Below are 25,736 nucleotides of genomic sequence, written 5' to 3'. Positions count from 1 at the left end.
GTGCCTGCCATGCGCCAGCTCTTGTTACCCGTCGCCGCTTTGTTCCTCAGCGCCTGCACGACAACACCCGTACCACCGATGGATCCGCAACAGGCGTGGGTCGATTTCACTACGCCGACGCCGGGTTCCAAGCTGGTCATGGCGCAGCGTCTGGACGGCAAGAACCTGGATGACGGACGTTTCTTCCAAATGCCACCCGGCCATCATGAACTGATGGTGCGCTTCGACTTTGAAGTCCCGGCCGGCGGCGGTTTGGGTGGGCTCAGCCAGATGATGTATCGCACCTGCTTCATGACCCTGGAATATGACCACTTCCAGGCTGGCCAGCGTTATGTGCTGGAAGGACGCTCGCTGGCCTTCACGCCGAATATCCGGTTGTACGATTCGGCGCGTCAGTTGCTCGCGGAGGAACGCAGCGTCAACTGCATCTGATCAGTCGTTGTTCTTCTGGTAGACAATGGCCTTAGTGCCGTTCTCACAGCTGCCGACGACCATGGCACTGTCGTGCTTGTCGGCTTCTTCCTTGCTGACAATCTCCAAAGTGTAGGACGGAACCGCGTTGGCCTGGATCTTGACCTCGATCTCCTTCCTGAGCTCTTCGCAGTCTTTTGGCGCGGCCACAGCCGATGTGGCCAATACACCGCAGATGATCGCCAAGGCAAAACGTTTCATGTGTGAAGCTCCCTGAATGCATTGCGCACGGGTGTGCGCCTAGGCTGCATGGTAATAGGACCACACTTACAAAACACGAGTTCTGATTTAACGCAGGGCTAAATGTGGAAGAGGGCTTGCCCCCCTCCCACATTGGACGGGGTGTGTCAGCTGACCAAGGTGGCATCCAGGCTGATTTTTGCGTTCAGCACTTTGGACACCGGGCATCCTTCCTTGGCTTTTTTGCTCAGTTCATCGAACTGCGCCTGGCTCGCGCCCGGAATCTTGGCCTTGAGGATCAGGTGCACAGCGGTGATCGCAAAACCACCGTCAACCTGGTCCAGAGTCACTTCGGCCTGGGTATCAATGCTGTCAGCCTTGAGCCCGGCATCGCCGAGAATCATGGAAAACGCCATGGAGAAACAGCCGGCGTGGGCCGCACCGATCAGTTCTTCCGGGTTGGTGCCCTTGCCGCCCTCGAAACGGGCCTTGAAGCCGTAGGGCGCTTCACGCAGTACGCCGGTTTCCGTGGAAATAGAGCCCAGGCCAGTCTTCAGGTCACCTTCCCAATGCGCGGATGCTTTTTTAACAATACTCATAGCGGTCTCCTCGAACGGTGGTTTTGCGTCAGTAAGGGTTCTGAGGATAGTCGGCCCGGCAAAGTTCATATTGTGAGAAAAACCTAGCGATTCAGTAGGAAATTTCCTGGCCTGCTATTGAATCTCGGGTATATGCCCTCATTGCATAGAGCATGCACATGAAGCGGCAGGTTTTGGTTCGTCTAAAAAGCCTGCGGCCCCTTTGGAGAAGCAGGCTTATGAAATCGCTGTCCGACGTAAAGTTCTCGACCCTCGACCTGGTGCCCGTGCGCGCCAACGGCAGTCCGGCGCAGTCACTGCGCAATTCCCTGGACCTGGCCCAGCATGTAGAAAAGTTCGGCTACACCCGTTTCTGGGTGGCTGAACACCACAATATGGACGGTATCGCCAGTTCGGCCACCTCGGTGCTGCTGGGTTACCTGGCCGGTGGCACCTCGACGATCCGCGTCGGCTCTGGCGGCGTGATGCTGCCCAACCATGCGCCGCTGGTGATCGCCGAACAGTTCGGCACCCTGGAAAGCCTCTACCCCGGCCGTATCGACCTGGGCCTGGGCCGCGCACCCGGCTCCGACCAGATGACCGCCCGCGCCCTGCGCCGTGAGCGCTCCGGCAGTGCCGACGATTTCCCCGAAGATGTGGCGGAGCTGATGGCCTACCTCGGCCCACGCACCCCCGACCAACGGGTGATCGCCGTCCCCGGTACCGGCACCAACGTACCGGTCTGGCTGCTGGGCTCCAGCCTGTTCAGCGCGCAATTGGCAGGTGAGCGCGGTCTGCCTTACGCCTTCGCCTCGCATTTCGCACCGCGCCTGATGCATGAGGCGATTCGCGTGTATCGCAATCACTTCAAGCCTTCGGCCGTGCTGGACAAGCCTTACGTGATGCTTGGCATTCCGCTGGTCGCTGCAGATACGGATGAACAGGCTGAATACCTCGCCACCTCGGTCTACCAGCGCATCCTCGCGCTGATGCGCGGGCAAAGCCTGGTGCAGCGCCCACCGGTGAAAACCATGGACGGCCTGTGGCTGCCCCATGAAAAAGACGCGGTCGGCAGCTTCCTCGGCCTGGCCATGGTCGGTAGCCCGGCAAAGATCCGCGCCAAGCTGGAGGTGCTGATCGAACAAACCGGCGCCGATGAGCTGATCTTTACCTGCGACCTGTACGAGCACGCCGATCGGATTCATTCCTACGAACTGCTGGCGCAAGTGATGAAGGGCTAAAACCCTCAGGCGAAAAAAAACCGACGCACTCGCGTCGGTTTTTTACGTCTGCAACACGGGATTAACCGCGCTTGTAGGCGATTTCCTTGGTACCGGCTTCGCAGCTGCCGACTACCGTGTAGCCATCGGCTGCAGCGCCTTTATCCACAACTTCCAACGAATAACCCGAAGCGCCCTTGGCGTCGATTTTCGCCGCAATCTCGCTTTTCAGCTCTTCACAAGGCTTGCCCGCCGCCAGGGCTGTGCCTGCAATGCTCAACAAACCTACCGCTAACAGGAACTTCTTCATCCGTTACTTTCCTTGCGCTGATCAAAAAGAGCGTGCCGACGCTTGCGGCATCGGCACCCATTGGTTGTAGCGCAGGTTATGGCAATCGGCCAGTCAGCAAGTTCAACCGCTGCGATCAACTACTGGCAATTCGGAACCCTACCTTGAGGGTGACCTGATAGTGCGCAACCTTGCCATTCTCGATATGGCCACGTGTTTCAGTCACTTCAAACCACTCGAGATGCTTGATGCTCTTGTTGGCTTCAGCAATAGCATTGTTGATCGCGTCTTCGATGCTGGTGGTCGACGAGCCAACCAATTCGACTTTCTTGTAGGTGTGATGATCACTCATGGCAGTTCTCCTAAGGGTCGTTAAGCAAGCGTAGCAGTCAATGTTCGTACTGCTTCTGGCGACCGTTCCTACCTGAAAGTTCAGATTAACTGCACTTTCTGAAACGGCCGCAGTCGGTATCTACACACGCCACTCAATCACTTCAGGAGAGTCCACATGGCCAACACTTCTTTACGCAAAGCGTCGCTGGAAAGCATGGAAGCCGAGATTTCGAGCCTGCTCAAGTCTCTGGAAAGCCTCAAGGACGATGCGTCTGACGAATCGCGCAAAACCTTGAAGGCCCTGAAAAGCAATGCCGAGAATGCCCTCAAGCACTCCCGCCACCTGATCAGCGATGCCTACGAAGAAAGCAAAGTCAAAATTCGCGAAACCGGTGTCGCAACCCGGGACTACGCACAAGAACACCCATGGACCACAGCCGGTGTTGCCGTAGGCGCACTGGGCCTGCTGGCCGCCTACCTGCTGTGCAAGCGCGGTGACTAATCTGGCTGGCGCAACAGCTCAGCCTTGAGCCACTGCGCCAGTTGCCCGGCGCGTCCGTCTGCGGCGCGCTTGGGTAGCCACAACGCCAGGTGCGCCGGGGTTTCACTGAAACCCCACGGCGCCACCAGGCGACCCGCGCGCAAGTCTTCGACCACCAGCGGTTCTGGCGCAATCGCAACGCCCAGCCCGGCCACTGCCGCCTCCAGCAAATAATACAAATGCTCAAACCCCTGGCCGTGTTTCAACGCGCCGGGTTCGATGCCGTGTTGCCGCGCCCAACTGGGCCAGGCTTGCGGACGTGAGGTGGTGTGCAACAGCGCTTCACCACACAACGCCGACGCGGGTGCCCGGCGCAGCCGCTCGTAGCCGGCAAAACGCGGGCTCATCACCGGGCCGATGCGTTCGCTGGCCAGTTCATACACCTGCATATCCGCAGGCCAGGGTGGCTCGGCGAACACCAACAGGGCATCCAGGCCGGGGCGGCGCGGGTCGAGGTCACCGTCACCCGCCGACAGATGCAGGCGCAGGTCCGGCAGGTCCGCGTTCAAGCGACCCAGGCGCGGGATCAGCCAGCGCGCCAGCAAGCTGCCCGAGCAACCCAGCACGAACGGTGCGTCGGCACTGCTCTGGGTCAGTTCGGCGCACACGTCCCTCAGCCGCTCGAACGCCTCGGCACTGGCGTCACGTAAACGAGTACCGGCATCTGTGAGTTTAAGGCCGCGCCCCTCCTTGACGAACAAACTCACGCCCAAGTGCTCTTCCAGCACTTTCAATTGCCGGCTTACCGCACCATGGGTCACATGCAATTGCTCGGCTGCCTGGCTGACGCTGTTCAAACGGGCGGTGGCTTCAAAGGCACGCAAGGCATTGAGGGGTGGAAGGTCTCGACTCATTTGTGAGTTTTCCTGACAGGTTGCGGCGATCTTATCGGTTTTCAGCGCAGGACGTCAGGGGTAGAGTGGCCCTCATTGCTTCCTACACCCATTCTCTCCTGGAGCGTCCCATGACTCAGTCCCAGACCGATCTACGCAACGGCCCAGACGTCAACGGCCTGTTCGGCGCGTTCGGCGGCCGTTACGTCGCTGAAACCCTGATGCCGTTGATCCTCGACCTGGCCCGCGAATACGAAGCGGCCAAGATCGATCCGGCGTTCAACGAGGAATTGGCCTACTTCCAACGTGACTACGTCGGTCGTCCAAGCCCGTTGTATTTTGCCGAGCGCCTGACCGAGTTCTGCGGCGGCGCCAAGATCTACCTCAAGCGCGAAGAGCTGAACCACACCGGCGCACACAAAATCAACAACTGCATCGGCCAGATCCTGCTGGCGCGGCGCATGGGCAAGAAACGCATCATCGCCGAGACCGGCGCCGGCATGCACGGCGTGGCGACTGCCACCGTGGCTGCGCGCTTTGGCCTGCAATGCGTGATCTACATGGGCACCACTGATATCGAGCGCCAACAGGCCAACGTGTTCCGCATGAAGCTGCTGGGCGCCGAAGTGATCCCGGTGCTCGCCGGCACCGGCACCCTCAAGGACGCGATGAACGAAGCCCTGCGTGACTGGGTAACCAACGTCGACAGCACCTTCTACCTGATCGGCACCGTGGCCGGCCCGCACCCGTACCCGGCCATGGTGCGCGACTTCCAGGCCGTGATCGGCAAGGAAACCCGCGACCAACTGCAAGCCCAGGAAGGCCGCCTGCCGGACAGCCTGGTGGCGTGCATCGGCGGGGGGTCCAACGCCATGGGTCTGTTCCACCCGTTCCTGGATGACACGAGCGTGGAGATCATCGGCGTTGAAGCCGCCGGCCACGGCATCGAAACCGGCAAGCACGCCGCCAGCCTCAACGGTGGCGTACCTGGCGTACTGCACGGCAACCGTACTTTCCTGCTGCAGGACGACGATGGCCAGATCATCGACGCCCACTCCATCTCTGCCGGCCTGGATTACCCCGGCATCGGCCCGGAACACGCCTGGTTGCATGACATCGGCCGCGTCCAGTACACCTCGGTGACCGATGACGAAGCCCTCGATGCCTTCCACAAATGCTGCCGCCTGGAAGGGATCATTCCGGCCCTGGAAAGCGCCCACGCCCTGGCCGAAGTGTTCAAGCGCGCCCCGACCCTGCCGAAGGATCACCTGATGGTGATCAACCTGTCGGGTCGTGGCGATAAAGATATGCAAACCGTCATGCACCATAGGGAACAGTCGCAGCAGGAGAAACACTGATGAGCCGCCTGCACACCCGCTTCGCCCAGCTGAAAGAACAGAACCGTGCCGCCCTGGTAACCTTCGTCACCGCTGGCGACCCTGGCTATGACACCTCCCTGGCGATCCTCAAAGGCCTTCCGGCCGCCGGTGCCGATGTGATCGAGCTTGGCATGCCCTTCACCGATCCGATGGCGGACGGCCCGGCCATTCAGCTGGCCAACATCCGTGCGTTGAATGCCAGACAGAACCTGGTGAAAACCCTGCAGATGGTCAGCGAGTTCCGCCAGGACAACAACGACACGCCGCTGGTGTTGATGGGCTACTTCAACCCGATCCACAAATACGGCGTACCGAAGTTCATCGCCGACGCCAAGGAAGCCGGGGTCGACGGCCTGATCGTGGTCGACATGCCGCCCGAGCATAACGGCGAGCTGTGCGACCCGGCCCAGGCCGCAGGCATCGACTTTATCCGCCTGACCACACCGACCACCGACGACGTACGCCTGCCTACCGTGCTCAACGGCAGCTCCGGCTTCGTGTATTACGTTTCGGTCGCCGGCGTGACCGGTGCCGGTGCGGCGACCCTGGAACACGTCGAAGAAGCCGTGACCCGTCTGCGCCGCCACACCGACCTGCCGATCAGCATCGGCTTTGGTATCCGCACACCGGAACAAGCGGCGGCCATCGCCCGCCTGGCCGACGGTGTGGTGGTGGGTTCGGCGCTGATCGATCACATCGCCAATGCCAAGAACGACCAGCAAGCCATCGACGGCGTGTTGAGCCTGTGTGCGGCACTGTCGGAAGGCGTGCGTAACGCCCGTAAGTAAGGCCCCCGTAAGCGGTAGGTAAAGTTCCTGATACAGAGGAATCAACCTGCTCGGGCACGGCCTAAACAGCAAGACCAAGGGATTTCGAACCTCGTTCGAGGTCCCTTTTTTGTTTGTGTGCCCTGAGGAAGACCCGATGAAAATGCCCAGATCCGTGATCGCAGGCCTAGGCGTGCTGGTGCTTGGCGCCAGCGCGCTGGTGCAAGCCGCGCCTTATGACCAAGGCGGCCCCGACCATGGCGGCCCGCAAGGCCAGCACGAACAACATGGCGACGACCATCGCGGCCCGCAGGACAACCGCCGCAGCGGCCCGCCCCAGGACTTCGGCCCGGTACGCCAGATCATCCATGACAACCACGGCCAGTTCGCCCGAGGCGCACCGCCACCCCCCAACGTGCGCCTGGTACGTGGCCAGCCGTTGCCCCGTGGTTACTACGGCGAACGCCTCGACAACCGTGCCCTGGCGCGCCTGCCGGTGTACCCGGGTTATGAGTGGCGCCGTTCGGGGCCGGATGTGGTGTTGATTGCGGTGGGCACGGGCATCGTCTACGAGATCCTCGACGGCGTGCTCAACTAGGCCCCAACGATAATATTGTGGCGAGCGCTTTCACCGCAGGCTATTCATTCAGCTGGATGCGCTCGACTTTACCCACCAGCAACACGTAGGAAAGCGCCCCGAGCAAGGCCAGCACCGCGATGTAGGTAATCGCCGGCGCAAACGAATCACCGCTGGCCAAAAAGCCGATCACAATCGGTGTGGCAATCGCCGACAGGTTGCCGATGAAGTTGAACACCCCACCGGTCAGCCCCAACAGGCGCGCCGGTGCCAGGGTCGAGACCAGCGACCAGGTAATCGACGCCAGGCCATTGCCAAAGAACGCCACCGCCAGGAACGCAATCACCCAGGCCGTCGAGTCCACATAGTTGGCGCCGATGATCGCCGTGGAAATCAGCAGCCCGCCAATGATCGGCAACTTGCGCGCAACCCCCACCGACGCGCCGCGACGAATCAGCCAGTCGGAAAAGATCCCGGAACACAGCACGCCGACAAACGCCGCCAGGAACGGCAACGATGCCAGCAGGCCGGACTTGATGAAGTCCATCCCGCGATATTTCACCAGGTAGGTGGGGAACCACGTCAGGAAAAACCACAGCGTGGAATTCAGGCAGAACTGCCCCAGGTAGATGCCCCAGAGTTTGCGCTTGCTCAGCACGATCCCCAGGTCGACCCAGCTGAACGGGGCCTTGGCGGTTTTTTCCTGCATGTCCACCAGGCCGCCGCCTTCGCGGATCAGCTCGATTTCAGCGGCGTTGGCGCCTTTGAAATCCTTCGGCTCGCGATACACCGCGTACCAGATGATCCCCCACAGGATGCCAACGCCACCGGTGACGACAAACACCATGTGCCAGCCGAAGGCGTGTTGCAGCCAGGCCAGTACCGGCGTGAGGAATGCCAGCCCGACAAACTGCCCGGAGGTGTAGAAGCCAATCGCCGTGGCGCGTTCGCGCTCGGGAAACCAGGTGGTGACCACGCGGCTGTTGATCGGATACGCCGGGGCTTCCAGGGCACCCACCGCCATGCGCAGCACGAACAACGCGATAAAGCTGGCAGCGAAGCCGAGCATCACGGTGGCGATGGACCACAAGATCAGCGCGGCGGTATAGAGAATGCGCGGCGGCACGCGGTCCACCAGCCAGCCGCCAGGGATCTGCATGGCTGCGTAGGTCCAGCCGAACGCGGAGAAAATCAGCCCGACCTGAACCGGGTCGATGCCCAGTTCGCTGGTCAGCGCCGGGGCGGCAATCGACAGGTTGCTGCGGTCGAGGTAATTGATCACCACGGTGATGAACAACAGCACCATGATGAAAAAACGCTTTTTGGTAGGCGTGACTAAAGACGCCTGCCCGGTGAAGGATTCAGGGTGCATGGGGGTTGCCTCTTCTTATGTTTATTGAGGGCTTGCAGGAGCCGGCATCCCGGCTCCTACAGGGTGCTTACCACTCGGCGAAGCTGCCGTCGGCATGCCGCCAGATCGGGTTGCGCCAGCGGTGGCCGATGGCCGCGCGCTCGATCACGTATTCCTCATTGATCTCGATGCCCAGCCCCGGCCCGTTGGGGATCTTCACGAAGCCCTGGTCATAGTCGAACACACCGGGGTCGCGCACGTAGTCGAGCAGGTCATTGCTCTCGTTGTAGTGAATGCCCAGGCTTTGCTCCTGGATAAACGCGTTGTAGCAGACCGCATCCAGTTGCAAACACGCCGCCAGGGCAATCGGACCCAGCGGGCAGTGCAGTGCCAGGGCCACGTCATAGGCCTCGGCCATGTTGGCGATCTTGCGGGTTTCGGTGATGCCACCCGCGTGGGAAGCATCGGGCTGGATGATGTCGACATAGCCTTCGCTGAGCACACGCTTGAAGTCCCAGCGCGAGAACAGGCGCTCGCCCAGGGCAATCGGGGTGCTGGTCAGCGGCGCAAGCTCCTTGAGCGCTTCGTAGTTTTCGCTGAGCACCGGCTCTTCGATAAACATCAGCTTGTACGGATCCAGCTCCTTCATCAGCACCTTGGCCATGGGCTTGTGCACACGGCCATGGAAGTCGACGCCGATGCCGACGTTGGGGCCGACCGCATCACGCACAGCGGCGACGTTTGCCAGGGCCAGGTCGACCTTTTCGAAGCTGTCGACGAATTGCAGTTCTTCGGTGCCATTCATCTTCACCGCGGTGAAGCCTCGAGCCACCGCCTCTTTGGCAGCGCGTGCGGTGTCGGCTGGGCGGTCACCACCGATCCACGAGTACACGCGGATCTTGTCGCGCACCTGGCCGCCGAGCAAGTCGCTGACGGACACGCCGAGGGCCTTGCCCTTGATGTCCCACAGCGCCTGGTCGATACCGGCGAGGGCGCTCATGTGCACCGCGCCGCCGCGATAGAAGCCGCCGCGATAGAGCACGGTCCAGATGTCTTCGATGTTGCGCGGGTCTTTGCCGATCAGGTAGTCGGACAGTTCTTCGACCGCTGCCGCCACGGTATGGGCGCGGCCTTCGACCACGGGCTCACCCCAGCCGGTCACGCCCTGGTCGGTCTCGACCTTGAGGAAGCACCAGCGCGGCGGGACGATAAAGGTCGTCAGTTTGGTGATTTTCATCTCTTGTCTCTCTTATAGATGCAGCGCCAGGGGCGCGGAACTTGATGTCAGCTCAGGACTTTCCAGGCGGCGACATAAGCCTGGGCACGGCTCGCTACCTGATCCACTGTCATACCCGGTTTGAACAACCCGGAACCCAGCCCGAACCCTTTGGCGCCGGCATCGACAAACACCTGCATGTTGTCCGGGGTAATGCCGCCGACCGGCAGCAGCAAGGTGCCTGCCGGCAGTACCGCCAGCCACGCCTTGATCACCGCCGGGCCCATCTGCTCGGCGGGGAACAGCTTCAGCACGTCAGCACCTTCGGCCAGGGCGGCGAAAGCTTCGGTCGGTGTCGCCACACCTGGCGACAGGAACAGGCCTGCGGCTTTCGCCGCTCGCAGCACCTTGGCATCGCTGTGGGGCATCACGATCACCTGGCCACCGGCCGCCTTCACCTGCTCGACCTGCTCAGGCAGCAACACCGTGCCGGCGCCGATCAGGCAATCGGCGGGCAGGCTGTCGCGCAGGGTGCGGATGCTGGTGTAAGGATCGGGCGAATTCAGCGGGACTTCGATCACACGAAACCCGGCCTCGTACAACACCTGGCCGACGGCCTGGGCTTCGTCCGGACGGATGCCGCGCAGAATCGCGATCAAACCGTTTTGTGCGAGTGCGTGCTTGAGCATGTCAGGCCTCCAGTACAGGTTGAGTGAGCCCGGATGCCACCGCCAATTGCCACAGCCCGCGCTCGGTGGCTTCCTGCGCCAGGCTGACGTGGGCGAAGCCGCAGAGGGCGAGGGCGCGTTGATAGCGGGCGCAGAGGGGCGCGGCGCCGACCAGGATGATCGGCTTGTGCCGGGCACTGCCGGGCAGGCCGGCGAGTTCATGGCCGATGAGCAAGCCGGAGAGGTAATCGGGCTGCTGCTCGGCAGTGAGTTCGGCGGTGAGGCCCAGGGTGCGCGCACTGAAAAGCGTCGACAGCACGCCGCGCTCGCCGTCTTTGGACAGCGCCACCTGCACGCCGCAGTCAAAGGCGTCAGCCTGGAATTGTGCGGATTGTTGTTGGGTACGCCCGAGGATGCTGTGCTTGCTCAACACCGCAAACAGCTCGCCGGTCATGAAGGTGTCGAAGTGAGTGATGCAGCCATCGACCACCTCGACCCACTTGGAATGGCTGCCGGGCAGGCCGATCAACCCATCGGTGCCCAGCCCTTGAAGCACGCCCAGCACTTGGGTTTCTTCGCCGCGCATCACGTTGGGCAAGCCGATCTGCTCGATCACGCCCGGCACGATATGCACATCCACGCCACGCAGGCTGCGCACCTTATGCAGCGCCTGGCCAAGGCTGGCGACATCGACAGGGGTGTCGCGATAAGCCGCTTCGCTCCAGCCCTGGGCACTGCCGACCATGCCGCAGGCAATCACTGGCAAACCGGGCTCGGCGTCGAGCCAGTCACCACACGCCGCATCGAACGCCAACTCGAAGCCATCGCTGCAACGCACGCCAGCAATGTCCCGGGGTTCATTGGGCAAATGCATGATGCCCCACGCCAGCGAGCGCTGTTCCAGCACTGCGCCGGCGGGGCCGAGTTTATAAGCACGAAGGGAACTGGTACCCCAATCGAGCGCGATCAATTGCGCCTGCATCGCTTCACCTGCGTTCTGAGCGGATGCAGCGAATATAAACCTACGGCGGATGAAGTCTCAATATATAAATATCAATCCCATATTTAGGGATTTAATTTAAGAAAAAGCTGACAAGTTCAGCTCCCGCATCGCCCCCATCCAGACGGCATAGTCCGTGTGGTCCTTCAGATCATCGCCGGTATCGGGGTGCAGGAACACCACCAGGCCATTGCGATGGATCACCAGCCACGGCAGCACCACACCGATGTATTCCGGGTCGAACGCCAACTGGCAGCTCCAGTCCGGGTGCGGCCCTACAGGCCGCTCGTGCACACGGCCCATGCGCAGCGGGAACAGTTTGGCAGCGTCTTCGCACAAGGTGCGTGCCTGTTCGATAGTGTTCGCGTCGAAGTAGATATGGGCGTGATAGCCCTTGATACGTTGCATGACGGACTCCGGATCCAATATGCGCCAGATGCTAGACCGCAATCGATGGCAGGGCCAGTCCGGTCAGCGACTGCGCGCTGCTGGCTTGCTCGGCCACCAGCCAGTCGACAAACCGCTCCACCAACTGCCCTCGGCGTTTGCGCTGGGGTTGCACCACGTAATAGCCGAAACGCGAGATCACCGTGTCGTGGATCGGTCGGCACAGCCAGTTCTGCTCCAGCAGGTTATCCACCAGATGGCGCCAGCCGATGGCCACGCCCTGGCCGGCAATCGCAGCCTGGATCAACAGGGTGTAGTTATCGAAGCGCAGCTGGCCGGGAGTAGGCGCAGTGGTGATGCCCAGTTCGCGAAACACGCCACTCCAGTCGAACCACTGGCTGTTGTTTTCCTGGCGCAGGTGCAACAACGGAAAATCGTGCAAATTTTGCTTAGTCAGTGGCGTGGCCTGTTCTTTGAGCCACTGCGGGCTGCACACCGGGAACACTTCCTCGTTGAACAGCCACAGGCTATCGCCCTGCTTGAAACGGCCGTCGCCAAACAGCACCGCCACATCAATATCGCTGCGCAAGGTCGCGTGGTTGCGTTCGCTGGTCACCAGGCTGACGTCCACCTGAGGGTTGGCCTGGTGGAAGCGGTGCAAACGCGGCATCAACCAATAAGCGGCGAAGGCGAAGTCGGTCGCCACTTGCAGCACTTCATGCTGATCCTGCTGGGTGATCAGGCTCAGTCCCTGGTTGATGCCCTGCAAACCGCCCTGCACATGCTCGAACAACAGGGCGCCGGCATCGGTCAACTCAATGCCACGGTAGATGCGATCAAACAGGCGGATCGCCAGTTGTTCTTCCAGGCGCTTGATCTGCTGGCTGATCGCGGGCTGGGTGGTGCCCAGTTCCATGGCAGCGGCGGTAAAACTGCGGTGGCGCGCTGCGGCTTCGAACGCGCGCAGCAGATCGAGGGACAGGTCGCCAAGGGCTTCATACATAAGCGGTGCTTATCCTAGACATTGCTTTTCATGGGCTTTACCCCATTTTCCATGGGCTGCATGCTCATTCGCATAAACACCGCCTATGGAATGCCGATAGATCATGAAGCGCAAGAACATTCTTTTCATCATGGCCGATCAAATGGCCGCGCCGATGTTGCCGTTCTACGGACCTTCCCCCATCAAATTGCCCAACCTGAGCCGCCTCGCCGCACAGGGCGTGGTGTTCGATGCCGCGTACTGCAACAGCCCGCTGTGCGCACCGTCGCGCTTTACCTTGGTCAGCGGTCAGTTGCCGAGCAAGATCGGCGCCTACGACAACGCCGCCGATTTCCCCGCCGACGTGCCGACCTACGCTCACTACCTGCGCCGCCTCGGCTACCGCACCGCGCTGTCGGGCAAGATGCACTTCTGCGGCCCCGACCAACTGCACGGTTACGAAGAACGCCTGACCAGCGACATCTACCCCGCCGACTATGGCTGGGCGGTGAACTGGGACGAGCCGCACGTGCGCCCCACCTGGTACCACAACATGTCGTCGGTGCTGCAAGCCGGCCCGTGCGTGCGCACCAACCAGCTGGATTTCGACGAAGAGGTGGTGTTCAAGGCCCGGCAATACCTGTTCGACCATATCCGCGAAGACGGCGAACGACCGTTCTGCCTGACGGTATCGATGACCCACCCGCACGACCCGTACACCATTCCCAAGCCGTTCTGGGACCTGTACGACGACGCCGACATCCCCCTGCCTGCAACGCCTGCCCAGGCTGATCTCGACCCCCACTCCCAGCGCCTGCTCAAGGTCTACGACCTGTGGGACAAACCGCTGCCCGTGGATAAGATCCGCGATGCGCGCCGCGCCTACTTCGGCGCGTGCAGCTACATCGACAGCAATGTCGGCAAGCTGCTGCAGACCCTGGAAGACACCGGCCTGGCCGATGACACCATCATCATCTTCTCCGGCGACCACGGTGACATGCTCGGCGAGCGCGGGCTCTGGTACAAAATGCACTGGTTCGAAATGGCCGCGCGCGTACCGCTGCTGGTCAGTGCGCCGGGGCAATTCGCGGCGGGTCGAGTGACGCAAGCTGTGTCCACCGCCGACCTGCTGCCGACCCTGGTGGAACTGGCCGGCGGCGAACTGGACCCGCGCCTGCCGCTGGACGGCCGCTCGCTGGTCCCGCACTTGCAAGGGCAGGGCGGGCACGACGAAGTGTTCGGCGAATACATGGCCGAAGGCACCATCAGCCCGCTGATGATGATTCGCCGAGGCGCCTACAAATTCATCTACAGCGAAGACGACCCTTGTCTACTGTTCGATGTGCACAACGACCCGCACGAGCGGGAGAACCTCAGCCAGTCACCGGAACACCGGCCACTGTTCGAGGCGTTTTTGAGTGAGGCGCGGGCCAAATGGGACATCCCGGCGATCCACCAGCAGGTACTCGCCAGCCAACGCCGTCGTCGCCTGGTATTCGAGGCACTCACCCAGGGCAAGCTGAAGAGCTGGGATCACCAGCCACTGGTGGAAGCCAGTCAGCAATACATGCGCAACCATATCGACCTCGACGACCTGGAGCGCAAGGCACGTTATCCACAACCCTGCCAAAACCAATAAATACAGAGGGAAGGCCATGCAAAAGTTGACTGTGATGTTGAGCCTGTTGGTACTGACCAGCGCCAACGTGTACGCGGACGCCAGTTGTGAAACGGTAAAAATGGCCGATCCGGGCTGGAGCGATATCGCAGCCACCAACGCCATCGCCGGTTTCCTGCTGACCGGCATGGGCTACAAACCGAAGGTGGACACCCTGGCGGTGCCGATCACCTTCGGCGGGCTCAAGGACGGCCAGGTGGACGTGTTCCTCGGCAACTGGATGCCGGCGCAGCAGGGCTTCTACGACAAGTTCGTGGCCAATGGCGATGTGGTGCAACTGGCGAAAAACCTCGACGGCACCGAGTTCACTCTCGCTGTGCCCGACTATGTGTGGGACGCCGGGGTGCATGACTTTGCCGACCTGAACAAGTTTGCCGACAAGTTCGACAAGAAGATCTACGGCATCGGCTCCGGTGCGCCGGCGAATATCTCGTTGCAGGAAATCATCAAGAAGAACGACTTCGACCTGGGCCAGTGGAAGCTGGTCGAGTCCAGCGAGCAGGCGATGCTGGCGGAAGTGTCGCGGGCGGTGAAGAAACAGAAATTCGTCACCTTCCTCGGCTGGACCCCGCACCCGATGAACGTGCAGTTGAAAATGCGCTACCTCAAGGGTGGCGAGAAATACTTTGGTGACACCGGCAGCGTGTATACCTTGACCCGCAAGGGTTACGCACAGGCCTGCCCGAACGTAGGAAAACTGCTGACCAACCTGAGTTTTACCCAGGAGATGGAGAACGGCATCATGGCCGAGGTCGCCAACAACAAGGTCAGCAACGCCGATGCGGCGAAGGCGTGGATCAAGGCCAATCCGGCGGTATTGGATAAGTGGCTGGAGGGTGTAAAAACACTGGACGGCCAAGACGCACTCCCTGCAGTTAAAGCCAGACTCTGAGGCCTGATGCAATTCAAATGTGGGAGGGGGCTTGCCCCCGATAGCGGTGTCTCAGCCATGGATGTATCAACTGACACACCCTCATCGGGGGCAAGCCCCCTCCCACATAGGCCCTGTGTGTACTGATACTCTGATGCAAACCTTCCGATCCGAGTCCGCGATGCCCCGGCCCAACCGCCACACACTCTTTCCCTTCCTCAGCTGGCTCCCGCGCCAAACCCGTGCCAGCGTCGGCCGGGATGCAATCGTCGGCCTCAGTGGCGCAGTCCTCGCCCTGCCACAGTCGATTGCCTACGCGCTGATTGCCGGTCTCCCACCCGAGTACGGCCTGTACGCCGCGATCATCCCGGTACTGATCGCTTGCCTCTGGGGTTCGTCCTGGCACTTGATCTGCGGGCCCACGGCGGCGATTTCCATTGTGTTGTACGCCAGCGTCAGTCCATTGGCCGTGCCGGGGTCACAGGACTACATCACCCTGATCCTGCTACTGACCTTCCTCGCCGGCGTTTTCCAGTGGCTGTTGGGCATGCTGCGCTTCGGCGCGTTGGTAAATTTTGTATCGCACTCGGTGGTGCTCGGGTTCACCTTGGGTGCCGCCGTGGTGATCGCCCTCGGCCAGTTGCCCAACCTGATGGGGCTGGATCTGCCAAGCCAGGCCACCGCCATCAATAGCTTGTTGGCACTGATCCATCACAGCGGCGAATGGGACCACGCGTCCCTCTTACTGGGGTTTGGCACGTTGCTGGTCGGCGCGCTGCTCAAGTACCTGGTGCCTCGCTGGCCAACGCTGTTGATTGCGCTGGCACTGGGCAGCCTGGTGGCGTGGCTGTGGCCAGCGATGTTCGGGCACGTAGCGCTGGTCAGTTCGTTTGTGGGCAAACTGCCGCCGTTCAGCCCGTTGCCGATGGACCTGGACATGCTCCTGCGCCTGCTGCCGAGCGCCGTGGCGCTGGGCATGCTCGGGTTGGTGACCAGCCTGTCGATTGCCCGCTCGTTGTCGGCGCGCTCACAGCAATTGCTCGACGCCAACCAGGAAGTCCGTGCACAGGGTCTATCCAATATTGTGGGCGGATTTTTCTCCGGCTACCTGTCAGCCGGCTCGTTCACACGTTCCGGCCTCAGCTACGAGGCGGGCGCCTGCTCGCCGTTGGCCGGGGTGTTTTCCGCGTTATGGGTGGCGTTGTTCGCGTTATTTGGCGCGGCCCTGATCGCCCATATTCCGATCCCGAGCATGGCCGCGAGCATCTTGCTGATCAGTTGGGGGCTGGTGGACCGTCGCGGCATTCGTGCGCTGTTCCGCGTCAGTCGCGCCGAGTTTGTGGTGATGAGCTTGACGTGTGTGGCCACCTTGTTGCTGGAGCTGCAAACCGCCATTTATGCAGGGGTGCTGGCGTCGCTGTTTTTCTACCTCAAGCGCACCTCCCAGCCACGGGTACAACAGTGGCGAGATGGTGATGAGGATGTGCTGCGGGTGGGCGGCTCGATCTTTTTCGGCGCTAGCCATTACCTGCAAGTGCGTCTGCAAAGCCTGCAGGGCGAGCGGGTGGTGATCGAGGCGCAGCAGATCAACTTTATCGACTATTCCGGGGTGGAGATGCTGCACCAGGAAGCGCGGCGACTACGTGGGTTGGGACGTAGTTTGACCTTGCGCCGGGCTCGGCCGCAGGTGATGGAAGAGTTGAGGAAACTGGAAGGGGCCGACAACTGCCCCATCCAGTTCCAAGACTGAAAACGATCAACAATGTGGGAGGGGGCTTGCCCCCGATAGCGGTGTGTCAGCCATGGATGTATCAACTGACACTCCCTCATCGGGGGCAAGCCCCCTCCCACATTCGGATCAGTGTCAGATCAACTGGCGGCGAAGTTCAGCCAATACAGGCGCCGAATCCGGGCGCACGCCGCGCCACAGGTAGAAGGCTTCCGCCGCCTGTTCCACCAGCATGCCCAGGCCATCCATCGCCACCGCTGCACCGTGCTCCGTCGCCCAACGGCAGAACGCGGTCGGTTCCTTGGCGTACATCATGTCGTAGCAAAAGGTCTTGCCCGGCTCGATCAGGCTACCCGCAATCGGCGGTACATCGCCTGACAGGCTGGCGGACGTGGCGTTGATGATCACGTCCACCGGCTCACGCAGCCAGTCGAAACCGCTGGCAGATACCGGGCCCAGGTCGTCGAACAGCTCGGCGAGCAATTCGGCCTTTTCCACGGTGCGGTTGGCGATGATCAGCGAGCCCGGCTGCTCGGCCAGCAACGGTTCCAGCGCGCCACGCACCGCACCACCCGCGCCCAGCAGCAGGATGCGTTTGCCTTGCAGGCTCAGCCCGGCGTTGATGGTGAGATCGCGCACCAGGCCGGCGCCATCGGTGTTGTCGCCCAACAGGCTGCCGTCTGCCAGCTTGCTCAAGGTGTTCACCGCGCCGGCACGTTGGGCGCGCTCGGTCAGGGTGTCGGCCAGTCGGTAGGCGTCTTCCTTGAACGGCACGGTGACGTTGGCGCCACGGCCCTGCTGAAAGAACTCACGGGCACAGCCGATGAAATCCTCCAACGGCGCCAGCAAGGTGCTGTAGTCCAGTTGCTCGCCGGTCTGCTCGGCGAACATGCGGTGGATCAGCGGCGACTTGCTGTGGCCGATGGGGTTGCCGAACACCACATAACGGTCCATCAGACAGCTGCCTTGGGCGCGTCAAGGCCCAGCCAGTCACGGTCTTGCAGGAAGTAGTCGGTGAGGCGTGCTTCTTCACTGCCGGCCTCGGCCTTCCAGTCGTAGCTCCAGCGCACTTGCGGCGGCAGCGACATCAGGATCGACTCGGTACGCCCGCCCGACTGCAACCCGAACAAGGTGCCACGGTCGTAGACCAGGTTGAATTCAACGTAGCGGCCCCGGCGAAATTCCTGGAATTCGCGCTGTTGCTCGGTGTAGGCAATGGCCTTGCGGCGCTGCACGATCGGCAGGTAGGCGTCGAGGTAGGCATCACCGATGGCACGGATGAAGGCGAAGCAGGTGTCGAAGCCCCACTCGTTCAGGTCATCGAAAAACAGGCCGCCGATACCACGCGGTTCGTTGCGATGCTTGATGTGGAAGTAGGTGTCGCACCACGCTTTGTAGCGCGAATACACCTCAGGACCGAACGGCGCGCAGGCCTGCTCGGCCACGCGGTGCCAGTGGATGCAGTCTTCTTCGTTGCCGTAGTAAGGCGTGAGGTCGAAGCCACCGCCGAACCACCACACCGGTTCTTCGCCTTCTTTTTCTGCGATGAAAAAGCGCACGTTGGCGTGGGAAGTCGGCACATGAGGGTTATGCGGGTGGATCACCAGCGACACACCCAGGGCCTCGAAACCGCGACCGGCCAGCTCAGGCCGATGCGCGCTGGCAGACGGCGGCAGGCCGCTGCCAAATACGTGGGAAAAGTTAACGCCGCCTTTTTCGATCACCGTACCGTTCTCGATCACACGGGTGCGACCGCCGCCGCCGGCAGGCCGGGTCCAGGCGTCTTCGATAAAGCGAGTGTCCGTCTCGAAGGTTTCCAGGGCGCTGCAAATGCGGTCTTGCAGGTCAAGCAGGTAGGCCTTTACAGCCTCGGTGCGGGTAGTCATGGCATCACCTTGAATCGGGCAAAGCTACGCGAAGCCATTGGGCGTCGGCGGCAAATGGGCGCACAGGATAACACCGCACCCACGTACGTCGCAGTTGACGAAGATCAAGCTTAGGAGTCCGATAGGGGGCTACGCGATTCGACCTTAAGGAGAAGTGCAGATGGCCAAACGTATCCAGTTCAGCGCCCATGGCGGCCCCGAAGTGCTTGAGTATGTGGACTACACGCCGGCCGAGCCTGGCCCGCAGCAGGTTCGCGTGCGTAACGAGGCGATCGGCCTGAACTTCATCGACACCTATTTCCGCAGCGGCCTGTACGCGCCGCCGGCCTTGCCATCGGGGCTGGGCGCAGAAGGCGCCGGCGTGGTCGATGCCGTCGGCAGTGAAGTCACCCAATTCAAAGTCGGCGATCGCGTGGCCTACGGCAGTGGCCCGTTGGGCGCCTACAGCCAATTGCATGTGTTGCCCGCCGCCAACCTGGTGCACTTGCCGGACGATATCAGCTTCGAACAGGCCGCCGGCGCCATGCTCAAGGGCCTGACCGTGCAGTATCTGCTGCGACAGACCTATGAACTCAAAGGCGGTGAAACCATCTTGTTCCACGCGGCTGCCGGCGGCGTAGGCTCCCTGGCGTGCCAGTGGGCGAAGGCCCTGGGCGTCAAGCTGATCGGAACGGTGAGCTCGCCGGAAAAAGCTGCCCTGGCCAAATCCCTCGGCGCCTGGGAAACCATCGACTACAGCAAGGAAAACGTCGCCCAGCGCGTGCTGGAATTGACCGACGGCAAAAAGGTGCCGGTGGTGTATGACGGTGTTGGCAAGGACACCTGGCTGACCTCGCTGGACAGCGTGGCGCCCCGTGGGCTGGTGGTGAGCTTCGGCAATGCGTCAGGCGCGGTGGATGGGGTGAACCTGGGGATCCTGTCGGCCAAGGGCTCGCTGTACGTCACCCGGCCGACCTTGGCGACCTATGCCAACAACCAGCAGAACCTGCAGGCGATGGCCGATGACCTGTTCTCGATGATCAAGAGCGGCAAGGTGCGCATTGATATCAACCAGCGGTACTCGCTGGCAGAGGCAGCCAAGGCGCAGACTGAGTTGTCGGCACGGCGCACGACGGGGTCGACCATTCTGCTGCCGTAAGCCAATCGATATCTGGAGTCTATAAGGGCCTCATCGCGGGCAAGCCCGGCTCCCACATTTGACCGCGTTGTCATGAAAGACGCGGATCAGGGGTGGGAGCCGGGCTTGCCCGCGATGGCCGCACCTCGGTCTCAGGAAGGCCGCACAACCTCGCCGGTCACCAGGTCGCGAATCAGGCTGGGGTTCTTGCGCCCCCCCAGGGCGCCGCCCAACACCAGGTCCACCTGGCCACGGAAGTATTGCTCCACGCGAATCCGCGTACGCGCAGCCGGGCGACCCTGAGGGTTGGCCGAGGTGGAAATCAACGGCCCCACCAGCGAGCACAAGTCCCGCACCAGCGGATGGTCCGTCACCCGCAGCGCCACCGTGTCATGCACACCTGTCACCCATTCCGGCAGCAAGTCCTGATGGGGCACCAGCCAGGTATTCGGCCCGGGCCAGGTGGCGGCCATGCGGTCGATCCACTCTTGCGGGAAGTCTTCGAAGAGAAAGTCGAACTGGCGGATGCTGTCCGCCACCAGGATCAGGCCCTTGTCCACCGAGCGATTCTTGATGGCGAGCAAACGGTCCACTGCTTCTTCGTTCCACGGGTCGCAGCCCAGGCCCCAAACCGCTTCGGTTGGGTAGGCAATCACCGCGCCTGCGCGAATTTCTCGTGCGGTTTCCAGCACACGCCACCGGTTGACCATTGTTCACTCTCCAGACTAAAGCTCTGCGCAGTTTACCGATCTTCGTTACAAAACCTAGCAGCGCGCAAGCCAGCGCCCGCTTTCGCAGATGACCTGGCCTTCAAGCTCCAGCTCCGTAAGCGTCGCCAACACCTGGGACAACGGCCGCCCGCTGGCAATCGCCAGCGCTTCACTGCTGTGCGGCGCCGCGTGCAGCAGCGCTACCAGCGGATGGGTCACCGGCATCGGCGCCGGACGGGACAGCGCGTGCCAGCCGCGCAAGCCTTCAAGAATGTGCTCGATGGTTTCCACCAATACCGCACCGTCGCGAATCAACTGATGGCAACCCTTGGCGCCGGGGTGATGGATGGAGCCCGGAATCGCGTACACCTCACGACCCTGCTCGGCCGCCAGCTTGGCCGTAATCAGCGAACCACTGGCCATGCTCGCTTCCACCACCAATACGCCAAGGGACAGGCCACTGATGATGCGGTTACGCCTGGGGAAATTGGCCGCCTGAGGCGGGGCGTCCAGCGGAAACTCGGAAACCACGGCGCTGCCCTGGTCAATCATCGCCGCCGCCAGCCGTCGGTGGCGCTGTGGATAAAAATTTTCGAGGCCGGTGCCGAGGACGCCGATTGTCTGGCCGCCCACGTCCAATGCGGCTTGATGGGCGGCGCCGTCAATACCCAAGGCCAGGCCGCTGGTGATGACAAAACCCGCGCTCGCCAGGCTGCGGGAAAACGCAGCGGCGGTGTCCATGCCAGGACGGGATGCGCGGCGGCTTCCCACCATCGCCAGTTGCGGTTTTTCCAGGATCAGAGGGTCACCCGCGACGAACAACAGCGGCGGCGCGTCGTCAATCTGGGCGAGCAGTGCGGGGTACTCCGGTTGGTCCCACATCAGCAAATGCTGGGTAGGGCACCCCAGCCAGGCCAATGCCGCGCTGGCGCCCTCGCGGATTTCATGGCTGCGCCGGGCATCGGCGCTGATGGCTGGCAACCCGAGCGAACGCCAGGCACTGGCGGGGGCACTGATGGCCTTTGACGCAGAGCCGAACGCTTCGATCAATAAGCGAAAACGCTTGGGGCCCAGTTCCGGCAGCCTGTGCAAGCGTAGTCGGGCTTCCAGTTCTGACGGGGATATTTCATGACTGTTTATCGGATTCATTTGATCATCCTTGACCGGAACAAGCTGTGGATAACTCTGTTGGTAACTTATTTAGCAACCTATTCATTGTGTTTGATGGGCAGTCTCGAAACGGTCCATCACCGCCAGCGGTCGCGAGGCATTGAGGATCAGGCCGTAACTGAGCTTTTCGTAGGTGCGAAATACCAGCAGGGTGCCGGCACGTTCATCGGGGAGTCGGGTCGGCGTGCCGGTGAGGCTGTCGCGCACGGTTGCGCCAGCCTTGATCACGCTGAGCAGTTGGCCTTCGACCAGGCCGTCACGGCGGCCTTTGTTCAGGGTGACAGCATCGAGCACGCCGATCTGGGTGACACCCTTGGGGATATCGATGATGTGCCCTTCGATGAAGGGTGCCGTTGAAATGACCTCCAGGGAGGCCGGATCGACAGGAGATTGCGCGCGTAGCAGGCGGTCACCCGGGCGCACCTCCTGGGTCACTCGCTGCACGGCCAGGGTGGTGAGGTCGCCAGCCGTGACGAAACGGGCAGTGCCGATATCGTCGGCGTTGATGCCCAGTAGTTCTTGGGTCTGCGGGTCGGTGTAGACCTTGCCGCGTCGGAATATTCCGTAATGGGGTTGGGAAGGATCCAGGTTGCCCCTGGCATGCACCCGCTCACCGTTGCCCCCCAGCACTCGACCCGCATCAGCGGCAACAATGTACGGCGCGCTGTCCAGGTCCTGTGGCGAATCAAGAATGCGGTTGTGCAGTAAAAAGCGCTGGATGGCCTGTTGTGTCGATTGATCCAGGCGCTGGACGGGCTGGGGCAGCAGGGCCATGGCAAACGGGGCCCACAGCAGCAAGACGAGTAGCGATTTCCTCATGGGGTGAATCTCCTTTATTATGTGCGTTCGCGTGAAATGCCAGGGCCTTCGCGGCTTCGGGGCGTTTCACACCGGCTGTCTGGGTCCATCCCAACGCCGATTTGCCTTTACCTCACATGTGCAGCAATTACGCTTATGGCTATTTTGAACATCCTCGAATTTCCCGACTCGCGTTTGCGCACGATCGCCAAGCCGGTGGCCGTAGTGGACGACAAGGTTCGTCAGTTGGTCGATGACATGTTTGAAACAATGTATGAAGCCCCAGGCATCGGCCTCGCCGCGACCCAGGTCAACGTACACCTGCGTGTCGTGGTCATGGACCTGTCGGAAGATCGCAGCGAACCGATGGTGTACATCAACCCCGAGTTCGAACCGCTGACCGACGAGATGGGCGAGTATCAGGAAGGCTGCCTGTCGGTGCCCGAGTTCTACGAGAACGTCGAGCGCCCGCTGCGCGTGAAGATCAAGGCCCTGGACCGCGACGGCAAGCCGTTCGAGCTGATTGCCGAAGGCCTGCTGGCGGTGTGCATCCAGCACGAATGCGACCACCTCAACGGCAAGCTGTTTGTCGATTACCTGTCCACGCTCAAGCGCGACCGGATCAAGAAGAAGCTGGAAAAAAAGCATCGCCAGCAAGCTTGATGCCCTTCTTCCAAAGGCTTGCTGCGGCAAGCCTTTTTCTTTTGTGACTGCTTTTAACCGAGACCTCCCATGACCGAGCCACTGCGCATTGTTTTTGCCGGCACTCCAGAATTCGCCGCCGAACACCTCAAGGCCCTGCTTGCCAGCCCTTATGACATCGTCGCGGTGTACACCCAGCCGGATCGCCCGGCCGGTCGCGGGCAAAAACTGATGCCAAGCCCGGTCAAGCAGCTGGCGCTGGAGCACAATGTTCCCGTGCTGCAGCCGCCGACCCTGCGTAATACCGAAGCCCAAGCCGAGCTGGCAGCACTGAAGCCTGACCTGTTGGTGGTCGTAGCCTACGGCTTGATCCTGCCGCAAGTGGTGCTGGATATCCCGCGCCTGGGCTGCATCAACAGCCATGCCTCGCTGCTGCCACGCTGGCGCGGTGCGGCGCCGATCCAACGTGCCGTGGAAGCCGGCGACAGCGAAAGCGGCGTGACCGTGATGCGCATGGAGGCGGGCTTGGACACCGGCCCGATGCTGCTCAAGGTCACCACCCCGATCACCGGCGAAGACACCGGCGGCAGCCTGCACGACCGCCTCGCCGAACTGGGCCCGCCCGCCGTGATCCAGGCCATCGCCGGCCTGGCCGCCGGCACCCTGGAGGGCGAAGTCCAGGACGACAGCCTGGCCACCTACGCCCACAAACTGAACAAAGACGAAGCGCGTATCGACTGGAGCCGCCCGGCCGTGGAGCTGGAACGCCTGGTACGTGCCTTCAACCCCTGGCCGGTCTGCCACAGCACCCTCAATGGCGAAGCCGTAAAAGTGTTGGCCGCCAAACTCGCCGAGGGCAAAGGCGTTCCGGGTGAAATCATCGGCGCCAGCAAGGACGGCCTGCTGGTCGCATGCGGCGAGCAGGCGCTGTGCCTGACCCGTCTGCAATTGCCCGGTGGCAAGGCGCTTAATTTCAGTGATTTGTTCAACAGCCGTCGTGAAAAATTTGCCCTGGGCACCATCCTCGGGACAGCCCAATGAACCCACGTCTGGCTGCCGCCAAGGCTCTCGCCGCCGTCCTCAACGGCAAGGCGTCGCTGAACAGTTCATTGCCGACCCAGTTGGACAAGGTCGAAGACCGCGATCGCGGTTTCACCCAGGACCTGGCCTTCGGCACCGCGCGCTGGCAGCCACGCCTGTCGGCACTGGCGGCCAAGTTGCTGCAGAAGCCGTTCAAGGCCGCCGATGCCGATGTGGAAGCGCTGCTGCTGGTGGGCCTCTATCAGTTGCTCTACACCCGTGTGCCGGCCCACGCAGCCATCGGCGAGACGGTCGGTTGCGCCGACAAACTGAAAAAGCCCTGGGCCAAGGCCCTGCTCAACGCCGTGCTGCGCCGCGCCCAGCGCGAAAGCGAAGCGCTGCTGGCCGAGCTGGAACATGACCCGGTGGTGCGTACCGCTCACCCGCGCTGGCTGCAAAAATCCCTGAAGGCGTTCTGGCCCGAACAGTGGGAAGCCATCTGCGCGGCTAACAATGCGCATCCGCCGATGATCCTGCGGGTCAACCGCCGTCACCACAGCCGTGACGCCTACCTGCAATTGCTCACGACCGCCGGCATCAATGCCACGCCCTGCGTGTACAGCGTCGACGGCATCGTGCTCGAAGCGGCCACCGATGTGCGCAACCTGCCGGGCTTTGCCGAAGGCTGGATCAGCGTGCAGGACGAGGCCGCACAACTGGCTGCCGACCTGCTCGACCTGGCACCGGGCCAACGCGTCCTCGACGCCTGCTGCGCGCCAGGCGGTAAGACGTGTCACATTCTGGAGGTCGAAAAGGACTTGGCAGGTGTCGTCGCCGTCGACCTGGAAGCCAAGCGCCTGGTGCGCGTGCGTGAAAACCTGGCGCGCCTGGGCCTCAGCGCCGAGCTGATTGCCGCCGACGGCCGTGACACCGCGACGTGGTGGGACGGCAAACCCTTCCAGCGCATCCTGCTCGATGCACCCTGTTCCGCCACCGGCGTAATCCGTCGCCACCCGGACATCAAGCTCACCCGCCAACCCGATGACATCGCCGCCCTGGCCGTGCTGCAGGGCGAGTTGCTCGACGCGATGTGGTCGACCCTGGAAGTCGGCGGCATCCTGCTCTACGCCACCTGCTCCACCTTGCCGACGGAAAACACCGAGGTGATCGAAGCCTTCCTCGCCCGCACCAGCGGTGCACGGGAGCTGGACCTCGCCACCGCCGCTGGCATCAAGCAGCCCCACGGTCGCCAGTTGCTCGCGCAAGAAGGCGGACACGATGGCTTCTACTACGCCAAACTGATCAAGATCGCCGCCGCGCGCGGCTGAACGGGTTAAAGGGAG

General features: G+C 62.0%; 29 protein-coding genes. 13 read left to right on the top strand and 16 right to left on the bottom strand.

The window, feature by feature from the left end; all coding sequences use genetic code 11:
- Positions 1–9: 9 nt before the first annotated feature.
- The gene (locus K5K89_RS01155) at positions 10–432 is read left to right on the top strand and encodes a hypothetical protein (RefSeq protein ID WP_071490919.1); all 423 of its coding nucleotides are present in this window, start codon (positions 10–12) and stop codon (positions 430–432) included.
- On the opposite strand, the gene K5K89_RS01150 is transcribed toward K5K89_RS01155, so the two are convergent.
- Positions 433–672 (bottom strand): DUF1161 domain-containing protein, encoded by a 240-nt coding sequence (locus K5K89_RS01150; protein WP_010207769.1) that lies wholly within the window; start codon positions 670–672, stop codon positions 433–435.
- 146 nt (positions 673–818) lie between these two features.
- Positions 819–1,250 carry an OsmC family protein gene (locus K5K89_RS01145; protein WP_017253980.1) on the bottom strand — a complete coding sequence of 144 codons (432 nt, stop codon included), beginning with the start codon at positions 1,248–1,250 and terminating at the stop codon, positions 819–821.
- A 218-nt stretch (positions 1,251–1,468) separates the two neighbouring features.
- On the opposite strand from K5K89_RS01145, the gene K5K89_RS01140 reads away from it, so the two are divergent.
- Positions 1,469–2,470, top strand: coding sequence for an LLM class flavin-dependent oxidoreductase (locus K5K89_RS01140; protein WP_071490918.1), 1,002 nt, complete (start codon positions 1,469–1,471; stop codon positions 2,468–2,470).
- 61 nt (positions 2,471–2,531) lie between these two features.
- Here K5K89_RS01140 and K5K89_RS01135 read toward each other — a convergent pair whose 3' ends face one another.
- Positions 2,532–2,759: a DUF1161 domain-containing protein gene (locus tag K5K89_RS01135; protein WP_012721486.1), complete on the bottom strand. Its 228-nt coding sequence runs from the start codon at positions 2,757–2,759 to the stop codon at positions 2,532–2,534.
- A 115-nt stretch (positions 2,760–2,874) separates the two neighbouring features.
- A complete protein-coding gene (locus K5K89_RS01130; RefSeq protein WP_032885105.1) occupies positions 2,875–3,090 on the bottom strand; it encodes a dodecin in 216 nt (71 codons plus the stop codon).
- Between the two features lie 156 nt (positions 3,091–3,246).
- Between K5K89_RS01130 and K5K89_RS01125 the strand changes: the two genes are divergently transcribed.
- Positions 3,247–3,573: a YqjD family protein gene (locus K5K89_RS01125; RefSeq protein ID WP_003170746.1), complete on the top strand. Its 327-nt coding sequence runs from the start codon at positions 3,247–3,249 to the stop codon at positions 3,571–3,573.
- Here K5K89_RS01125 and K5K89_RS01120 read toward each other — a convergent pair.
- Positions 3,570–4,466: a LysR family transcriptional regulator gene (locus K5K89_RS01120; RefSeq protein WP_093514267.1), complete on the bottom strand. Its 897-nt coding sequence runs from the start codon at positions 4,464–4,466 to the stop codon at positions 3,570–3,572. The two genes, K5K89_RS01125 and K5K89_RS01120, sit on opposite strands and share 4 nt — an antisense overlap.
- 110 nt (positions 4,467–4,576) lie before the next feature.
- On the opposite strand from K5K89_RS01120, the gene trpB reads away from it, so the two are divergent.
- From trpB to K5K89_RS01105, 3 genes are all read left to right on the top strand, one after another.
- Positions 4,577–5,803, top strand: a complete 1,227-nt coding sequence (trpB, locus tag K5K89_RS01115) for a tryptophan synthase subunit beta (protein ID WP_222540708.1) — start codon at positions 4,577–4,579, stop codon at positions 5,801–5,803.
- Positions 5,803–6,612, top strand: a complete 810-nt coding sequence (gene trpA, locus K5K89_RS01110) for a tryptophan synthase subunit alpha (protein WP_071490915.1) — start codon at positions 5,803–5,805, stop codon at positions 6,610–6,612. Before trpB ends, trpA begins: the two co-directional genes overlap by 1 nt.
- A gap of 136 nt (positions 6,613–6,748) precedes the next feature.
- Complete coding sequence (locus K5K89_RS01105; protein WP_222540707.1) at positions 6,749–7,189, top strand: anti-virulence regulator CigR family protein; 441 nt, start codon at positions 6,749–6,751, stop codon at positions 7,187–7,189.
- Positions 7,190–7,229: 40 nt separating this feature from the next.
- Here the strand turns inward: K5K89_RS01105 and K5K89_RS01100 are convergent, their stop codons facing one another.
- The 6 genes from K5K89_RS01100 to K5K89_RS01075 all read right to left on the bottom strand — a co-directional run bounded on the left by K5K89_RS01100 (position 7,230) and on the right by K5K89_RS01075 (position 12,793).
- Positions 7,230–8,540 (bottom strand): MFS transporter, encoded by a 1,311-nt coding sequence (locus K5K89_RS01100; RefSeq protein WP_071490913.1) that lies wholly within the window; start codon positions 8,538–8,540, stop codon positions 7,230–7,232.
- 67 nt (positions 8,541–8,607) lie between these two features.
- Positions 8,608–9,756, bottom strand: coding sequence for a galactonate dehydratase (gene dgoD / locus K5K89_RS01095; RefSeq protein ID WP_003170741.1), 1,149 nt, complete (start codon positions 9,754–9,756; stop codon positions 8,608–8,610).
- A gap of 47 nt (positions 9,757–9,803) precedes the next feature.
- Positions 9,804–10,424, bottom strand: coding sequence for a 2-dehydro-3-deoxy-6-phosphogalactonate aldolase (locus tag K5K89_RS01090; RefSeq protein ID WP_092241476.1), 621 nt, complete (start codon positions 10,422–10,424; stop codon positions 9,804–9,806).
- A gap of 1 nt (position 10,425) precedes the next feature.
- Complete coding sequence (locus tag K5K89_RS01085; RefSeq protein ID WP_222540706.1) at positions 10,426–11,385, bottom strand: 2-dehydro-3-deoxygalactonokinase; 960 nt, start codon at positions 11,383–11,385, stop codon at positions 10,426–10,428.
- A 96-nt stretch (positions 11,386–11,481) separates the two neighbouring features.
- Positions 11,482–11,811 (bottom strand): DOPA 4,5-dioxygenase family protein, encoded by a 330-nt coding sequence (locus K5K89_RS01080; RefSeq protein WP_058424390.1) that lies wholly within the window; start codon positions 11,809–11,811, stop codon positions 11,482–11,484.
- A 31-nt stretch (positions 11,812–11,842) separates the two neighbouring features.
- On the bottom strand, positions 11,843–12,793 hold the full coding sequence (locus K5K89_RS01075) for a choline sulfate utilization transcriptional regulator (protein ID WP_071490910.1): 951 nt from the start codon (positions 12,791–12,793) through the stop codon (positions 11,843–11,845).
- 103 nt (positions 12,794–12,896) lie between these two features.
- On the opposite strand from K5K89_RS01075, the gene betC reads away from it, so the two are divergent.
- The 3 genes from betC (at position 12,897) to K5K89_RS01060 (ending at position 17,071) form a co-directional block, all read left to right on the top strand.
- A complete protein-coding gene (betC, locus tag K5K89_RS01070) occupies positions 12,897–14,411 on the top strand; it encodes a choline-sulfatase (RefSeq protein ID WP_222540705.1) in 1,515 nt (504 codons plus the stop codon).
- A 16-nt stretch (positions 14,412–14,427) separates the two neighbouring features.
- On the top strand, positions 14,428–15,342 hold the full coding sequence (gene choX / locus K5K89_RS01065) for a choline ABC transporter substrate-binding protein (RefSeq protein ID WP_071490908.1): 915 nt from the start codon (positions 14,428–14,430) through the stop codon (positions 15,340–15,342).
- A 160-nt stretch (positions 15,343–15,502) separates the two neighbouring features.
- Positions 15,503–17,071, top strand: coding sequence for a SulP family inorganic anion transporter (locus K5K89_RS01060; RefSeq protein ID WP_222541669.1), 1,569 nt, complete (start codon positions 15,503–15,505; stop codon positions 17,069–17,071).
- A gap of 114 nt (positions 17,072–17,185) precedes the next feature.
- Here K5K89_RS01060 and aroE read toward each other — a convergent pair whose 3' ends face one another.
- Complete coding sequence (gene aroE / locus K5K89_RS01055; protein WP_071490907.1) at positions 17,186–18,004, bottom strand: shikimate dehydrogenase; 819 nt, start codon at positions 18,002–18,004, stop codon at positions 17,186–17,188.
- Complete coding sequence (gene hemF / locus K5K89_RS01050; protein ID WP_222540704.1) at positions 18,004–18,936, bottom strand: oxygen-dependent coproporphyrinogen oxidase; 933 nt, start codon at positions 18,934–18,936, stop codon at positions 18,004–18,006. The genes aroE and hemF overlap by 1 nt, the downstream gene beginning before the upstream one ends.
- 160 nt (positions 18,937–19,096) lie before the next feature.
- Here hemF and K5K89_RS01045 point away from each other — a divergent pair, with 160 nt between their 5' ends.
- Complete coding sequence (locus tag K5K89_RS01045) at positions 19,097–20,074, top strand: quinone oxidoreductase family protein (RefSeq protein ID WP_222540703.1); 978 nt, start codon at positions 19,097–19,099, stop codon at positions 20,072–20,074.
- A 131-nt stretch (positions 20,075–20,205) separates the two neighbouring features.
- Here K5K89_RS01045 and K5K89_RS01040 read toward each other — a convergent pair whose 3' ends face one another.
- The 3 genes from K5K89_RS01040 to K5K89_RS01030 form a co-directional block, all read right to left on the bottom strand.
- The gene (locus K5K89_RS01040; RefSeq protein ID WP_071490904.1) at positions 20,206–20,763 is read right to left on the bottom strand and encodes an L-threonylcarbamoyladenylate synthase; all 558 of its coding nucleotides are present in this window, start codon (positions 20,761–20,763) and stop codon (positions 20,206–20,208) included.
- A gap of 54 nt (positions 20,764–20,817) precedes the next feature.
- The gene (gene dprA, locus K5K89_RS01035; RefSeq protein ID WP_222540702.1) at positions 20,818–21,912 is read right to left on the bottom strand and encodes a DNA-processing protein DprA; all 1,095 of its coding nucleotides are present in this window, start codon (positions 21,910–21,912) and stop codon (positions 20,818–20,820) included.
- A gap of 63 nt (positions 21,913–21,975) precedes the next feature.
- The gene (locus tag K5K89_RS01030; RefSeq protein ID WP_222540701.1) at positions 21,976–22,752 is read right to left on the bottom strand and encodes a peptidoglycan-binding protein; all 777 of its coding nucleotides are present in this window, start codon (positions 22,750–22,752) and stop codon (positions 21,976–21,978) included.
- 135 nt (positions 22,753–22,887) lie between these two features.
- On the opposite strand from K5K89_RS01030, the gene def reads away from it, so the two are divergent.
- The 3 genes from def to rsmB all read left to right on the top strand — a co-directional run bounded on the left by def (position 22,888) and on the right by rsmB (position 25,721).
- On the top strand, positions 22,888–23,394 hold the full coding sequence (gene def / locus K5K89_RS01025; RefSeq protein WP_029290229.1) for a peptide deformylase: 507 nt from the start codon (positions 22,888–22,890) through the stop codon (positions 23,392–23,394).
- 69 nt (positions 23,395–23,463) lie between these two features.
- Positions 23,464–24,414 carry a methionyl-tRNA formyltransferase gene (gene fmt / locus K5K89_RS01020; RefSeq protein ID WP_071490901.1) on the top strand — a complete coding sequence of 317 codons (951 nt, stop codon included), beginning with the start codon at positions 23,464–23,466 and terminating at the stop codon, positions 24,412–24,414.
- Complete coding sequence (rsmB, locus tag K5K89_RS01015) at positions 24,411–25,721, top strand: 16S rRNA (cytosine(967)-C(5))-methyltransferase RsmB (RefSeq protein WP_222540700.1); 1,311 nt, start codon at positions 24,411–24,413, stop codon at positions 25,719–25,721. Before fmt ends, rsmB begins: the two co-directional genes overlap by 4 nt.
- The last annotated feature ends 15 nt before the right edge of the window (positions 25,722–25,736 follow it).

This window comes from Pseudomonas sp. DR208, assembly GCF_019823005.1.
Lineage (GTDB): Bacteria > Pseudomonadota > Gammaproteobacteria > Pseudomonadales > Pseudomonadaceae > Aquipseudomonas > Aquipseudomonas extremorientalis.
This window is presented reverse-complemented; position numbering and strand designations above follow the sequence as displayed.

Coding starts and splice junctions, on each gene's coding strand:
- hemF (WP_222540704.1), bottom strand. CDS start 18,936: ATGACTACCCGCACCGAGGCTGTAAAGGCCTACCTGCTTGACCTGCAA.
- fmt (WP_071490901.1), top strand. CDS start 23,464: ATGACCGAGCCACTGCGCATTGTTTTTGCCGGCACTCCAGAATTCGCC.
- K5K89_RS01155 (WP_071490919.1), top strand. CDS start 10: ATGCGCCAGCTCTTGTTACCCGTCGCCGCTTTGTTCCTCAGCGCCTGC.
- K5K89_RS01100 (WP_071490913.1), bottom strand. CDS start 8,540: ATGCACCCTGAATCCTTCACCGGGCAGGCGTCTTTAGTCACGCCTACC.
- K5K89_RS01125 (WP_003170746.1), top strand. CDS start 3,247: ATGGCCAACACTTCTTTACGCAAAGCGTCGCTGGAAAGCATGGAAGCC.
- K5K89_RS01040 (WP_071490904.1), bottom strand. CDS start 20,763: ATGGTCAACCGGTGGCGTGTGCTGGAAACCGCACGAGAAATTCGCGCA.
- K5K89_RS01150 (WP_010207769.1), bottom strand. CDS start 672: ATGAAACGTTTTGCCTTGGCGATCATCTGCGGTGTATTGGCCACATCG.
- betC (WP_222540705.1), top strand. CDS start 12,897: ATGAAGCGCAAGAACATTCTTTTCATCATGGCCGATCAAATGGCCGCG.
- K5K89_RS01140 (WP_071490918.1), top strand. CDS start 1,469: ATGAAATCGCTGTCCGACGTAAAGTTCTCGACCCTCGACCTGGTGCCC.
- K5K89_RS01105 (WP_222540707.1), top strand. CDS start 6,749: ATGAAAATGCCCAGATCCGTGATCGCAGGCCTAGGCGTGCTGGTGCTT.
- dprA (WP_222540702.1), bottom strand. CDS start 21,912: ATGAATCCGATAAACAGTCATGAAATATCCCCGTCAGAACTGGAAGCC.
- K5K89_RS01135 (WP_012721486.1), bottom strand. CDS start 2,759: ATGAAGAAGTTCCTGTTAGCGGTAGGTTTGTTGAGCATTGCAGGCACA.
- rsmB (WP_222540700.1), top strand. CDS start 24,411: ATGAACCCACGTCTGGCTGCCGCCAAGGCTCTCGCCGCCGTCCTCAAC.
- K5K89_RS01090 (WP_092241476.1), bottom strand. CDS start 10,424: ATGCTCAAGCACGCACTCGCACAAAACGGTTTGATCGCGATTCTGCGC.
- K5K89_RS01080 (WP_058424390.1), bottom strand. CDS start 11,811: ATGCAACGTATCAAGGGCTATCACGCCCATATCTACTTCGACGCGAAC.
- K5K89_RS01120 (WP_093514267.1), bottom strand. CDS start 4,466: ATGAGTCGAGACCTTCCACCCCTCAATGCCTTGCGTGCCTTTGAAGCC.
- K5K89_RS01045 (WP_222540703.1), top strand. CDS start 19,097: ATGGCCAAACGTATCCAGTTCAGCGCCCATGGCGGCCCCGAAGTGCTT.
- def (WP_029290229.1), top strand. CDS start 22,888: ATGGCTATTTTGAACATCCTCGAATTTCCCGACTCGCGTTTGCGCACG.
- K5K89_RS01085 (WP_222540706.1), bottom strand. CDS start 11,385: ATGCAGGCGCAATTGATCGCGCTCGATTGGGGTACCAGTTCCCTTCGT.
- trpB (WP_222540708.1), top strand. CDS start 4,577: ATGACTCAGTCCCAGACCGATCTACGCAACGGCCCAGACGTCAACGGC.
- trpA (WP_071490915.1), top strand. CDS start 5,803: ATGAGCCGCCTGCACACCCGCTTCGCCCAGCTGAAAGAACAGAACCGT.
- K5K89_RS01060 (WP_222541669.1), top strand. CDS start 15,503: ATGCCCCGGCCCAACCGCCACACACTCTTTCCCTTCCTCAGCTGGCTC.
- K5K89_RS01130 (WP_032885105.1), bottom strand. CDS start 3,090: ATGAGTGATCATCACACCTACAAGAAAGTCGAATTGGTTGGCTCGTCG.
- choX (WP_071490908.1), top strand. CDS start 14,428: ATGCAAAAGTTGACTGTGATGTTGAGCCTGTTGGTACTGACCAGCGCC.
- K5K89_RS01030 (WP_222540701.1), bottom strand. CDS start 22,752: ATGAGGAAATCGCTACTCGTCTTGCTGCTGTGGGCCCCGTTTGCCATG.
- K5K89_RS01145 (WP_017253980.1), bottom strand. CDS start 1,250: ATGAGTATTGTTAAAAAAGCATCCGCGCATTGGGAAGGTGACCTGAAG.
- dgoD (WP_003170741.1), bottom strand. CDS start 9,756: ATGAAAATCACCAAACTGACGACCTTTATCGTCCCGCCGCGCTGGTGC.
- K5K89_RS01075 (WP_071490910.1), bottom strand. CDS start 12,793: ATGTATGAAGCCCTTGGCGACCTGTCCCTCGATCTGCTGCGCGCGTTC.
- aroE (WP_071490907.1), bottom strand. CDS start 18,004: ATGGACCGTTATGTGGTGTTCGGCAACCCCATCGGCCACAGCAAGTCG.